This window comes from Ruegeria sp. G10 (genome assembly GCF_056533645.1).
In genome coordinates, this window is sequence record NZ_JBQFOQ010000005.1 from 168273 (window position 1) to 180885 (window position 12613).

Below are 12613 nucleotides of genomic sequence, written 5' to 3' on the forward strand. Positions count from 1 at the left end.
TAAGGAACGGCCATGGAATGGAAGACCACCGACGGGCTGATCGACTACGACGAGGCCACCGCTTTTATGGAGGCGCGCGTTGCAGCGATTGCGGCAGGCGAAGCGGATGAGTGCATCTGGTTGCTGGAACACCCGCCGCTTTATACCGCTGGCACCTCAGCCAAGCGCGAAGATCTGACCGATCCAGATCGCTTTCCCGTCTACGACAGCAAGCGCGGCGGGCAGTACACCTATCACGGGCCGGGGCAGCGTGTGGTTTATGTGATGCTGGATGTAGGCAAACGTGGCCATGACGTCCGCCGTTTTGTGCAACAGCTTGAGGAATGGGTGATTGCGGCGCTGGCCGAGTTCAATATCACCGGCGAAATCCGCGAGGGCCGCGTGGGCGTCTGGGTCCAGCGTCACGACAAACCTCTGACGGTGACCGGCCAGACCGCCGAGGACAAAATCGCCGCTATTGGGATCAGGCTGCGCAAGTGGGTCAGTTTTCACGGCATTTCGATCAATGTCGAACCCGATCTGTCTCATTTCACCGGAATCGTGCCTTGTGGCATTCAGGAACACGGGGTGACGTCTCTGGTCGATCTGGGCCTGCCGGTGACGATGGATGACGTGGATGTGGCGCTGAAAAAGACCTTTGCCGAGGTTTTTGCAATCGAGGACGCGTGAGGCAGGAGCGATTCCCTCGGGGTCGAATCGCGCGCTTCCCCGCGCAAAAACAACAATCCAAGTTATCCGTGCCTTCTGTTTCGCAAACCACCCACGCGTTTCCTTTGAATTGCCTCAATTCGCCTCAAATTCAGGGATTCTTCACATCCTCTCCTTACAAACGCCATCTGACCACATAGTATGTAAGGACCGTTCAAGAGTGAGTGGTGTGTTACCGGTGCTCGCAGGGCTGCCCAGCGAAATCCGTGAAGTGTTTTGGTTACGAGTCTGCCGTTCCGACCCCATATCGGAACGGCAATTCTCATTTTAGGGCCCCTGTTTTTCAGAACGCCCGACACGGACGCCTCGCGTCTGACCGGAACCTATCACCGAAACCGACCAGTCTCAGGCCAGCGCGGCGCGTATTTTGTCCGCGTGCTGCGCGATCTGGTCGAAATCGCCCATGTTACCCGGTGGGCGCATCGAGACGCCCTCGTGGCGCGGCAGCACGTGGAAATGCAGGTGAAAGACCTCTTGCCCGCCCGCAGCCTCGTTGAACTGCTGAACCGTGACGCCATCGGCGTCAAAGGCTGTCTTCACTGCCTGCGCCATTTTCTGAACGGTTGCCATCACCGCCGCCAGTTGCTCGGGCGTTGCGTCCAGCATGTTGCGGCAGGGTGTTTTCGGGATGACCAGCAAGTGCCCGTCGGACCGGGGCATGATATCCATCAGGGCGACTGTATCGTCGTCTTCATAGACGCGGTTCGACGGGATTTCCCCGCGCAGGATCTTGGCAAAGATGTTCTCGGGATCATACGCGGTCATGGCGGGCCTCCGGGGTTTGAACGTCCCCTTGTTCTGATCCGGCCCCAGGGACGCGTCAAGCCCCTTGAAATCACGGATGCAATCCCCAGATACCCCGCATCCAGGGTCAGCTTCCCGCGCGCAGTCCATCCTGCCCGCGACAATTATTCTTGATCCAGATCAAACTCGGCCATTGAAGGTCGCCCCTTCGCATTCTAAAACCAGCAGGAATCCCGCGCGTTGGAGAGGTCCGACTGCGCGGTGTAGTTGCAACAGGAGGCACCTAATGGCAGACGCAGCCATTCATGGTCATGACCATGAAGACCAGCGTGGGTTCTTTACCCGCTGGTTCATGTCGACCAACCACAAGGATATCGGGATTCTGTACCTGATCTTTTCGGCATTCGCCGGTCTGATCTCGGTCCTGATGACCGTCTATATGCGGCTCGAACTGATGCACCCCGGTGTTCAGTATATGTGCCTCGAAGGCTTCATGGCCGACCCGTGCACCCCGAACGGACACCTGTGGAACGTGATGATCACCTATCACGGCGTCCTGATGATGTTCTTCGTTGTCATCCCCGCCCTGTTCGGCGGATTTGGCAACTATTTCATGCCGTTGCAGATCGGTGCGCCGGATATGGCGTTCCCGCGGATGAACAACCTGTCCTTCTGGCTGTATGTGGCCGGTACCTCGCTGGGTGTGGCCTCGCTGCTGAGCCCCGGTGGCAATGACCAGCTTGGTTCGGGCGTTGGCTGGGTTCTCTATCCACCGCTTTCGACGACCGAGGGCGGCATGTCCATGGACCTTGCGATCTTTGCCGTGCACGTATCGGGCGCCTCCTCGATCCTCGGCGCGATCAACATGATCACCACCTTCCTGAACATGCGTGCCCCGGGCATGACCCTGTTCAAGGTGCCGCTGTTCAGCTGGTCGATCTTCGTCACTTCGTGGCTGATTCTGCTGTCCCTACCGGTTCTTGCAGGCGCAATCACTATGCTGCTGATGGACCGCAACTTTGGCTTCACCTTCTTTGATCCGGCCGGTGGTGGCGATCCGATCCTGTATCAGCACATCCTGTGGTTCTTCGGCCACCCGGAAGTGTACATCGTGATCCTGCCCGGTTTCGGCATCATCAGCCACGTCATCGCGACCTTCGCGCGCAAGCCGATCTTCGGTTACCTGCCGATGGTCTGGGCGATCATCGCGATTGGTGTTCTGGGCTTCGTCGTCTGGGCGCACCACATGTACACCGTTGGCATGTCGCTGCGTCAGCAGGCCTATTTCATGCTGGCCACGATGGTCATCGCGGTTCCAACCGGCGTTAAGGTCTTCTCGTGGATTGCGACCATGTGGGGTGGTTCCATCGAGTTCAAAACTCCGATGCTGTTCGCCTTCGGCTTCCTGTTCCTGTTCACCGTTGGTGGTGTGACCGGTGTGGTTCTGTCGCAGGCCGGTGTCGACCGCGCCTATCACGATACCTACTACGTCGTTGCGCACTTCCATTACGTGATGAGCTTGGGCGCCGTCTTCGCGATCTTCGCAGGTGTCTACTTCTACTTCTCGAAAATGACGGGCCGTCAGTACTCGGAATTCTGGGGTAAGGTTCATTTCTGGCTGTTCTTCGTCGGCGCCAACCTGACCTTCTTCCCGCAGCACTTCCTGGGTCGTCAGGGCATGCCGCGCCGCTACATCGACTACCCCGAGGCATTCGCCCAGTGGAACTTTGTCTCGTCGATCGGTGCGTTCATCTCGTTCGCCTCGTTCCTGCTGTTCTTCGGCATCGTGATCTACGCCCTGCTGCGTGGCGCAAAAGAGACGCGTCCGAACCCGTGGAACGAATACGCGGATACGTTGGAATGGACCCTGCCCACCCCGCCGCCCGAACACACGTTCGAGCAGCTGCCCAAGCAGGAAGACTGGGACAAGGGCCACGCGCACTGAACCCGCTCTGAGTAAAACTGAAAACCCCGCTCATCAGGGCGGGGTTTTTCGTTTGGTGCGTCTAACAATCGCCAAAACGGCAGAAATCGGGTATTCTGGGGCCGGAGGGTTTTGCGATGCCCGAGATTGACTTCTGGTACTCCATCGGCAGCACCTACAGCTTTCTGACCATCAAACGTCTGGACAACTGGTGCGCCCAGCATGATGCCACCGTGAACTGGCGGCCTTTCAACGTGCGCACCATAATGGCGGAACAACAGAACACTCCGTTCGCAGGCAAGTCGGTCAAAACCGCCTATATGTGGCGCGATATCGAACGCCGGGCCGCTAAGTACCAAATCCACGCCAAGCTGCCCGCCCCCTACCCCATCTCGGACCTTGCGCTGGCTAATCAGGTCGCCCTGTTGGGCATGACAGAAGGTTGGGGCAAGACCTATACGCAGGCGCTCTATGGGATCTGGTTCGAAGACGGCATCGAGGCCGGTTCCGAAACCGGCATCACCGAGGCCCTGCACCGCGCACAACAAGACCCACGCCTGATCCTTGGCCGTGCCCGCGGCCCGGACGTCACCGCCGCCCTGGAAGCCGAGACTGAAACCGCCATTCAGCTGGGTGTGTTCGGCGCGCCCAGTTTTGTTGTCCGGGATGAGGTATTCTGGGGCGATGACCGACTGGACGACGCTCTGTCGTGGGCACGCGTCGGGCACGTCGTCTAACAGTTTTTGCTTCGACTTTGCCATGCCCTGCGCTAGGTTCCGGCCATGCCTTACAAATGGACAGAAAACGCGGAAGAAGAACAGGAGTTGCGCCTTTGGCCGCATAACTCTCTGCCCCCACGCGGCGCAATGGTCGTCATCCTGTCAGTGTTTCTGTTCGGACTGATTCCGCTGCTTGCAATGCTGGGGTCGGTCATTCTTTGGGGGTTGCTGCCGTTCCTGCTGCTCACCGTGCTGGGGCTCTGGCTGGCGATCCAAACCAACTATCGCGCGCGCAGCGTGTTCGAAGTGCTGACACTGGATCAAACACAAGCGCGTCTTGTGCATCATCATCCCCGCAAGGGTGATCAGGAATGGTGTTGCAACCGATATTGGGCCCGCCCCGAGATGCACCCGAGCGGCGGGCCGGTGCCACACTATGTAACGTTGATCGGAGACGGTCGCGAGGTCGAGATCGGCGCGTTCCTGTCCGAGGACGAAAGGATCGCGCTTTTCAAGGATCTCAATCAGAAACTGCGTGTTCCGGAGTAATCAGCCGCCGTTGGACGCCGCACACAAATGGTCTTTGACCATCGGCCCGACCTTGCCGAAATCCATCTGGCCGGTATAGCGCGTTTTCAGCTCGCCCATCACTTTGCCCATATCGCGGATCGACCCTGCGCCGGTGGCCGTAATGGCAGTTTTGATGGCTTTGCTGACCTCATCCTCATCCAGTTGCTTGGGCAGGAACTCCTCGATCACCTCGACCTCGCGCAGCTCGCGCTCGGCCAGATCAAGGCGTCCGCCCTCTTCATAGGCGCGCGCGCTTTCCTTGCGCTGTTTGGTCATTTTCCCAAGGATCTCAAGCACCTCGGCGTCGCCGCAACCCTTGGCCTCTTCATTGTCGGAGGCGCGCGAGGCAATGTCGCGATCCTTGATCGCGGCATTGATCAGGCGCAGCGTCGACAGGCGCTCGGCAGCTTTGTCTTTCATTGCTTGCTTCAGGGCGGCATTCACCCGTGATCGCATATCCATATGGTCTGTCCATCCCCATGGCAAAGGAACCCCGACCATATCGAAACAAAAAGGCGGGCACAATGGGCGATGATTGCGCTTAAGTCATTGATTTTCAACAATAGCCCAAAATTTGAACAGGCTTGACCCGGCGCTCTATCCCCCTTAGGTATGCGCCCGTTTACCTTGCAGGAGAGTCGCGCCATGGCCCAGAACGCCCCGTCCAAGCCCACCGCATGTCTGGCACTGGCCGATGGAACGCTGTTCTACGGAGTTGGCTTCGGTGCAACCGGCCAAACGGTGGCCGAGCTGTGCTTTAACACTGCCATGACCGGCTATCAGGAGATCATGACGGACCCTTCCTACGCGGGCCAGATCGTGACCTTCACCTTCCCCCATATCGGTAATGTCGGCGTGAACCCCGAGGATGACGAGACCGGCGATCCGGTGGCCGCGGGTATGGTCGTCAAATGGGACCCGACCGAGCCATCCAACTGGCGCTCGGCTGAAGAGTTGAAAAGCTGGCTTGCGCGCCGTGGCCGCATCGCCATCGGTGGCGTCGACACCCGCCGCCTGACCCGCGCCATCCGTCAGCAGGGTGCCCCGCATGTGGCGCTGGCCCACGACCCCGAGGGCAATTTCGACATCGAAGCTCTGGTCAGTGCTGCACGCGGCTTTGCCGGGCTGGAAGGCATGGATCTGGCCAAAGACGTCACCTGCGCCCAAAGCTATCGCTGGGACGAAATGCGGTGGGCATGGCCCGATGGCTATGCCCGTCAGGAAGCGCCTGTGCACAAGGTCGTCGCCCTGGATTTCGGTGCCAAACGCAACATCCTGCGCTGCCTCGCCTCGGCGGGTTGTGACGTGACGGTCCTGCCCGCCACCGCGACTGCAGCCGAGGTACTGGCGCATAACCCCGATGGTGTATTCCTGTCCAACGGTCCCGGCGACCCAGCCGCCACTGGCGAATATGCGGTGCCCATGATCAAAGAGGTGCTGGACACCACCAGCCTGCCGGTCTTTGGCATCTGCCTCGGCCACCAGATGCTGGCGCTGGCCCTTGGCGGCCAGACCGTCAAAATGAACCACGGCCACCACGGTGCGAACCACCCGGTCAAAGACCTTGAGACCGGCAAGGTCGAGATCACCTCGATGAACCATGGCTTTGCCGTTGATGCGCAATCACTGCCCGACGGGGTGGTCGAGACCCACCGCTCGTTGTTTGACGGGTCGAACTGCGGCATTCGCATGACGGATCGCCCGGTCTATTCAGTACAATACCACCCCGAGGCCTCACCGGGTCCGCAGGACAGTTTCTACCTGTTCGAACGCTTCGCAGCTGCTATGGCAAATCAAAAAGCACAGGCTTAAGATCGAAATCATCAGCGTTAACCGCGCGTTAACCCTGTTTGAGCAACCCTGCCCAGCGTGACATGCGGCGGGGTTTTTCTATGGTCGAATTGAATCTTCAGCGGCAGACGCTGGCGCAACCGGTGCCGGGGCCGCATTCGCGCAAACCGCTGGGCACATGGCTGCTGGATCAGGGCGTAATCACGACCGATCAACTGGCGCAGGCGCTGCGGATGCAGACCTCGCAGAACGCACCACTGGGCGAAATACTGGTCGGACAGGGTTGGGCCAGCCGGGCGCAGGTTCTGTCGGCCCTGTCCGACCAAACGGGCCTGCAGATCGCTGATCTGGAACAGACGCCGCCGTCAGCCGAGCTGTGTGCCATGAAACCGGTCGAATTCTGGTTGGCGCATAACGTGGTGCCGTGGATGCGATTGGGCCCGATCCTGTTGGTTGCGACCGCGCGCCCGGACGCTTTCTCGGTGGTCGAGATCGCCTTGAAGGGCAGCGGCCATACCGTCCTGCCGGTTCTGGCAAGCTCTGATCAGATCGATACGGCTATTGCGCGTCACTATGCCATGCCGCTGGCGCACGCGGCAGAGATGCGGGTCGAGGCCGGGCAAAGCTGCCGTAACTGGTCAGCCCGAACACGGACAGGTCCGGTCATTGGGTTTCTCGGGCTGGCAATCCTGTTCGCTCTGTTTCCGATCACCGGTCTCAGCCTTCTTTTGGGGGCGACCCTGCTGACGCTCGGCCTGTTCCTGATCCTCAGACTATCCGGATTGATGGCCTATCTCTGGCCCCGCAAGGCACCGATCCATCCCGACACTGACGGTGCGCCACGGCTGCCCTGTGTCTCGATCCTCGTCCCCCTTTATAAGGAGCGTGAGATAGCCGATGTCCTGATCGCCCGGCTTCGCCGCCTGACCTATCCCAAAGCGTTGTTGGACGTCATTTTGGTTCTGGAAGAACAGGACGACGTAACGAAAGAGGCGCTCAGGAAGATCGAACTGCCAAGTTGGATGCGCGCCATCACGGTTCCACAGCGCGGGGACCTGACGACAAAACCGCGCGCAATGAACTACGCGCTGGATTTTTGCCGCGGAGACATCCTGGGGGTCTGGGACGCCGAAGACGCGCCGGTCCCGGATCAGATCGAAACGGTTGTTCGCCACTTTGCAGCCGCCCCTGACGAGGTCGTCTGCCTGCAGGGCGTCCTCGACTACTATAACCCCCGCACCAACTGGCGATCGCGCTGTTTCACCATCGAATACAGCGGTTGGTTTCGGGTGATCCTGAAAGGGATCGCACGCTTGGGGCTGGTGGTTCCGCTGGGCGGCACCACCTTCTTCTTTCGTCGCGACAAGCTGCTGGAGTTGGGCGGCTGGGATGCACATAACGTCACCGAAGATGCCGACCTGGGTGTCCGGCTCAGCCGGGCTGGCTACCGGACCGAGATCGTCAACACCGCGACCTATGAAGAGGCAAACTTTCGCGCCTGGCCCTGGGTCAAACAGCGTTCACGCTGGCTCAAAGGCTTTATGGTTACCTATCTGGTGCATATGCGCGCGCCCCGCCAGTTGATGCGCGATCTCGGCGTGCTGCGTTTTCTGGGGTTGCAGGCATTCTTTCTTGGAACGTTGGGGCAATTCCTGCTGGCCCCTGTCCTATGGGTGTTCTGGCTGATCTTTTTCGATCTGCCGCACCCTTACCACACCATCATGACGCCCGGCTTCCTGACCGCATGCGTCTATGTCTTCCTTTTGGCCGAGGCCGCCAATCTTCTGGTCGGTACGCTTGGCGTCATTGCGGGCCAGCGCCGCTTTCTGCTGCCTTGGGTGCCTACGATGGTGCTCTATTACCCGCTGGGTGTGCTGGCAGCCTACAAAGGCCTGTGGGAATTGGCAGTCTACCCGTTCTTCTGGGACAAAACCCAGCACGGTCATGCGATTGAGGAAACCGGCCCGCCTATTTCTCGCGTCGAATCGCATCCTGTTTCAGCCGCGTCATGAACGCGACCGAGATATGATCCTGCAACGCCTTGGCCGCTGCATCTTCATCCCGCGCGGCGATGGCCTGAACAATACCCTTATGCTCGCCCTGGGCAATCTCGCCGCGTCCTTCCGCCGCCAGCGAGGTCGTTGCCATCAGCGCCATGGTCCGGTGCACCAGATCAAGCTGCTGAACCAAATACCGGTTGTGCGAGGCGAGGTGAATCTGTTCGTGAAACCTGCGGTTGGCGCGCGACAGGGCGGGCGGATCGCTGACCAGCGCATCGTCGGCGGCCACCATTTCTTGCAGCACACGGATTTCCTCTTCCGTCGCATGTTTGGCTGCAAGGCGGGCCGCCAGCCCCTCTAGCTCGCGCCGCACAATATAGAGCTCGGCCATCTGGTTGTGATCCAGTGAAGCCACGATCAGGGATCGCCCATCACGTTCCAGAAGCGATTGCGTCTCAAGCCGCTGCAGAGCTTCGCGGATCGGGGTGCGCGAGACGCCGAACCGTTCAGCCAACTCACTTTCGACCAAACGGTCGCCTGGCTTGTAAACACCCACATCGATCGCTTCGAGTATCAGTGTATAGGCGTCCGTGTTGGACTGTTTGGACTGGGGCATCGGCTGTTTTGTCTCCTCGTTCGGACCTGTCTATCCGCCACGTGCCCCCCCATCAAGAGCGGCATTGCAAACCTTCAGCAACCGCCCTAAACCCAAAACATGGTCAAACCTGCCTTTGCTCACGTCACCCAATGGGTGTTCGACCTCGACAACACGCTCTACCCGCCGCATATGCGCCTGTTCGATCAGATCGAAGTGCTGATGACGGATTACGTGATGCAGGCCATCGGCATCGACCGGCACGAGGCGGATCGGCTGCGCGATTATTACTGGCGGCAGTATGGCACCACACTTGCCGGCCTTATGGCAGAACACGATCTGGACCCCGATCCTTACCTGCACGCCGTCCATCAGGTTGACATGAGCCATATGGAACCCGATGCGGAGCTCGCCGACCATATCCGCGCCCTGCCCGGTCGCCGCATCGTCTATACCAACGGGTCAGCACCCTATGCCGAGCGTGTTCTGGCCGCGCGCGGGTTAGAGGGTCTGTTTGATGCAATATACGGTGTCGAGCACGCAGGCTATCGCCCCAAGCCGCAGAAGGCCGCGTTCGAAGCGATCTTTGCACAAGACGGCATCGAGGCCCAAAAGGCCGCCATGTTCGAAGATGATCCGCGCAATCTGGCCGCCCCGCACGAGATGGGAATGCGCACGGTGCATGTCGCGCCCGACCCTCATGACGCCGACCATATCCACCACCACACCGATGATCTGACACTGTTTCTGAGCGCCCTGCGCTAGGCTGTCACACTGCGACGATCTGTGCGTTTCGCGCCTGCGGCATTGCCCCCATATGCAACCGTGCGACGAACAGAATCGGAGACCCAAATGACCGCGCTTGACATGCCGCGGCGTCTGCCCTGGTGGCAGCGCCTCTTCTTTGCAATTCCCCTGTTTGGCTGGATGGCCAGGGATGCAGCCAATGCCGAAGCCGAGGACCTGTACTATTCCGCCGCTGCCGTATTCAGCATGTGGGGCTGTTCCATCCTGCTGTTTGGCCTTCCCGGCCTCTATATCCCGGCCCTGTTGATGGTGCCGGTGATGTTTCTGGTCCTGATCCTGATTTCCAGAGGATAAGGCACGAGACAGGATGTCACTTGGCGGGCGACCGCCAACGGCACTAGTGTCCGCAGCAACGGAGAAATGCCCTCATGACTGACAGCTGTGACATCCTGATTTCTGGTGGCGGTATCGCCGGTTTGACCGCCGCCGCCACATTCGGAGCCGCCGGTTTCGACGTAATCTGCGTCGACCCCACCCCACCGATCACCGAGCGCGACGTGGACGGCTCCGACCTGCGTACCACAGCCTTTTTGCAACCTGCCCACGGATTGCTGGAACAATGTGGTCTGTGGGATCGGCTGGACACCCATGCCGCGCCGCTGCAGATCATGCGCATCGTGGACGCGGGCGGTGATGTGCCCGAACCCCGCGTCGTGCGGGACTTCAACGCCGCCGATATCTCGGACCAGCCGTTTGGCTGGAACCTGCCCAACTGGCTGCTGCGCCGGGAAATGGTCGCCCGTCTGGCCGAGTTACCCACTGTCGATTTCCGCCCCGGCACAGGCACCGTCAGCCTGTTCACCCGCACCAATGAGGCACGCGTGGGCCTCAGCGACGGCAGCCGCATCCACTGTAAGCTTGTGGTGGCCGCCGACGGGCGCAATTCGCCCATGCGCGAGGCCGCCGGGGTCAATGTCCGTACCACGCGCTATGGACAAAAAGCGCTGGCCTTTGCGGTAACGCACCCGATCCCGCACGATAATGTTTCTACCGAGATCCATCGCTCGGGCGGGCCGTTCACGCTGGTGCCGCTACCTGACTGGCAGGGTCAGCCCTCGTCGGCAATCGTCTGGATGGAGCGGGGCCCACGTGCAGTAGAACTGTTCAACACCGAGCCCGAAGCCTTTGAGGCGCTGATGACCGAGCGGTCGTGCGGGTTGTTTGGGCCGTTGAAACTGGCGTCGCGCCGAACCATCTGGCCGATCATCAGCCAGTCGGCAGAGCGCCTGTCCGGTGAGCGTATCGCACTCATGGCCGAGGCCGCCCATGTGGTGCCCCCCATCGGCGCGCAGGGGCTGAATATGTCGCTGGGTGATCTGCGCAGTCTGCTGGAGTTGGCGCAGGCCCGCCCCGAAGGTCTGGGCGACGCGCAGATGCTGGCGGCCTATCACAAGGCCCGTCATCCCGAGATCGAGCTGCGCGTCAAAGGCATCGACCTGCTGAACCGCGCCTCGATGATCGAGGCGCGTCCGTTGCGCGATGCACGGGCGATGGGGCTGAATGCGCTCTATTCCCTGCCACCCGTGCGCAAGACGCTGATGCAAATGGGCCTCGGCGTCCGCTAGGCATAGGGCGGGCTTCAGCCCGCCACCTCGTTCAAAGCACCTGATCCAGAACGCGTTTCAGCCTCGCAATCGTGCCTTCGACATCGTACAGCTTGTCGAGCCCGAACAGACCCAGACGGAAGGTGCTGAACCCTTCGGGCTCGTCACATTGCAACGGCACACCGGCGGCGATCTGCATCCCCAAAGCGGCGAATTTCTTGCCATTCTGCACCTCGGGGTCCGTCGTATAGCTGACCACCACGCCCGGCGCGCCAAAGCCATCGGCCGCCACCGACATGACACCCTTGTCGTTCAGATAGGCGCGAACACCATCCCCCAACGCCCATTGCGCCGCGCGCAGCATCTCGAACCCATAATCCCGCGTCTCAGCCATCGTATCGCGAAAGGCCCGCAGCGAATCTGTCGGCATGGTCGCGTGATAGGCATGACCGCCGTTTTCATAGGCCTGCATGATCTGCCGCCATTTCTTCAGATCAATCGCAAAACTGTCCGAACTGGTCTGCTCCAACCGCGCCTCGGCGCGCTCGGACAGCATCACCAGACCGGCGCAAGGCGTAGCACTCCACCCCTTTTGCGGAGCCGAGATCAGAACGTCTACGCCAGTCGCCTTCATGTCGACCCAGGCACATCCCGACGCGATGCAGTCCAGCACCATCAACGCCCCGACCTCATGCGCAGCCGCCGCCATCGCGGTTACGTAGTCATCAGGCAGAATCACCCCGGCAGAGGTTTCAACATGCGGCGCAAAGACAATATCCGGGCGATTCTCACGAATTGTCGCCACAACTTCATCAATCGGCGCCGGCGCAAAAGGTGACGGGCTGGCATTGCCAGTCTCGCGCGCCATCAGCACCGTCGCCTGCGCGGTCAACGCAGCGGATTCGATGATCTGGCTCCAGCGATAGGAAAACCAGCCATTGCGCACCACAAGGACATTGGCATCGCGTGCGAACTGCCGCGCGACGGCTTCCATACCATAGGTACCGCCACCCGGGATCACAGCCACGCCATCGGCATTGTAGACCTCGCGCAACATACCCGAGATATCGCGCATTACCTGCTGAAAACTGGCAGACATATGGTTCAGCGAACGATCTGTGAAAACGACCGAGAATTCCTCGAGCCCGTCGGGGTCAACAGTTTCCAGCAACGCAGACATCATGAATCCTTTCTGATTGGTCATCTGTTTC

The 12613-nt window shown here is 60.2% G+C and carries 13 protein-coding genes; 9 read left to right on the forward strand and 4 right to left on the reverse strand.

Annotation, left to right across the window (positions count from 1 at the left end):
• The first annotated feature begins 12 nt into the window (after nucleotides 1–12).
• The gene (gene lipB, locus ACR0KM_RS10945; protein WP_480859751.1) at nucleotides 13–669 is read left to right on the forward strand and encodes a lipoyl(octanoyl) transferase LipB; all 657 of its coding nucleotides are present in this window, start codon (nucleotides 13–15) and stop codon (nucleotides 667–669) included.
• Between the two features lie 384 nt (nucleotides 670–1053).
• Here the strand turns inward: lipB and ACR0KM_RS10950 are convergent, their stop codons facing one another.
• Nucleotides 1054–1473 (reverse strand): HIT family protein, encoded by a 420-nt coding sequence (locus tag ACR0KM_RS10950; RefSeq protein WP_480859753.1) that lies wholly within the window; start codon nucleotides 1471–1473, stop codon nucleotides 1054–1056.
• 265 nt (nucleotides 1474–1738) lie between these two features.
• On the opposite strand from ACR0KM_RS10950, the gene ctaD reads away from it, so the two are divergent.
• The 3 genes from ctaD (at nucleotide 1739) to ACR0KM_RS10965 (ending at nucleotide 4644) form a co-directional block, all read left to right on the forward strand.
• Complete coding sequence (gene ctaD / locus ACR0KM_RS10955; RefSeq protein ID WP_480859755.1) at nucleotides 1739–3397, forward strand: cytochrome c oxidase subunit I; 1659 nt, start codon at nucleotides 1739–1741, stop codon at nucleotides 3395–3397.
• Between the two features lie 116 nt (nucleotides 3398–3513).
• Complete coding sequence (locus ACR0KM_RS10960) at nucleotides 3514–4113, forward strand: DsbA family protein (RefSeq protein ID WP_480859756.1); 600 nt, start codon at nucleotides 3514–3516, stop codon at nucleotides 4111–4113.
• A gap of 45 nt (nucleotides 4114–4158) precedes the next feature.
• Complete coding sequence (locus ACR0KM_RS10965; protein WP_480821601.1) at nucleotides 4159–4644, forward strand: DUF2244 domain-containing protein; 486 nt, start codon at nucleotides 4159–4161, stop codon at nucleotides 4642–4644.
• Here the strand turns inward: ACR0KM_RS10965 and ACR0KM_RS10970 are convergent, their stop codons facing one another.
• Complete coding sequence (locus ACR0KM_RS10970) at nucleotides 4645–5127, reverse strand: GatB/YqeY domain-containing protein (protein WP_480821599.1); 483 nt, start codon at nucleotides 5125–5127, stop codon at nucleotides 4645–4647.
• 183 nt (nucleotides 5128–5310) lie between these two features.
• Here ACR0KM_RS10970 and carA point away from each other — a divergent pair, with 183 nt between their 5' ends.
• Together carA and ACR0KM_RS10980 are read left to right on the forward strand one after the other, a co-directional pair.
• Nucleotides 5311–6477, forward strand: a complete 1167-nt coding sequence (gene carA, locus ACR0KM_RS10975) for a glutamine-hydrolyzing carbamoyl-phosphate synthase small subunit (protein ID WP_480859758.1) — start codon at nucleotides 5311–5313, stop codon at nucleotides 6475–6477.
• A gap of 80 nt (nucleotides 6478–6557) precedes the next feature.
• Nucleotides 6558–8468, forward strand: coding sequence for a glycosyltransferase family 2 protein (locus ACR0KM_RS10980; protein ID WP_480859760.1), 1911 nt, complete (start codon nucleotides 6558–6560; stop codon nucleotides 8466–8468).
• Here the strand turns inward: ACR0KM_RS10980 and ACR0KM_RS10985 are convergent.
• A complete protein-coding gene (locus ACR0KM_RS10985; protein ID WP_480821593.1) occupies nucleotides 8425–9072 on the reverse strand; it encodes a GntR family transcriptional regulator in 648 nt (215 codons plus the stop codon). The two genes, ACR0KM_RS10980 and ACR0KM_RS10985, sit on opposite strands and share 44 nt — an antisense overlap.
• A 99-nt stretch (nucleotides 9073–9171) precedes the next feature.
• Between ACR0KM_RS10985 and ACR0KM_RS10990 the strand changes: the two genes are divergently transcribed.
• From ACR0KM_RS10990 to ACR0KM_RS11000, 3 genes are all read left to right on the forward strand, one after another.
• A complete protein-coding gene (locus tag ACR0KM_RS10990) occupies nucleotides 9172–9816 on the forward strand; it encodes a pyrimidine 5'-nucleotidase (RefSeq protein ID WP_480859762.1) in 645 nt (214 codons plus the stop codon).
• A gap of 87 nt (nucleotides 9817–9903) precedes the next feature.
• Nucleotides 9904–10152 carry a hypothetical protein gene (locus ACR0KM_RS10995; protein WP_480821589.1) on the forward strand — a complete coding sequence of 83 codons (249 nt, stop codon included), beginning with the start codon at nucleotides 9904–9906 and terminating at the stop codon, nucleotides 10150–10152.
• A 74-nt stretch (nucleotides 10153–10226) separates the two neighbouring features.
• Entirely contained in the window at nucleotides 10227–11423 is a 1197-nt protein-coding gene (locus ACR0KM_RS11000) for a UbiH/UbiF family hydroxylase (protein WP_480859764.1), read from the forward strand.
• Nucleotides 11424–11454: 31 nt separating this feature from the next.
• On the opposite strand, the gene ACR0KM_RS11005 is transcribed toward ACR0KM_RS11000, so the two are convergent.
• The gene (locus ACR0KM_RS11005) at nucleotides 11455–12582 is read right to left on the reverse strand and encodes an aminotransferase class V-fold PLP-dependent enzyme (protein ID WP_480859831.1); all 1128 of its coding nucleotides are present in this window, start codon (nucleotides 12580–12582) and stop codon (nucleotides 11455–11457) included.
• Nucleotides 12583–12613 lie beyond the last annotated feature (31 nt).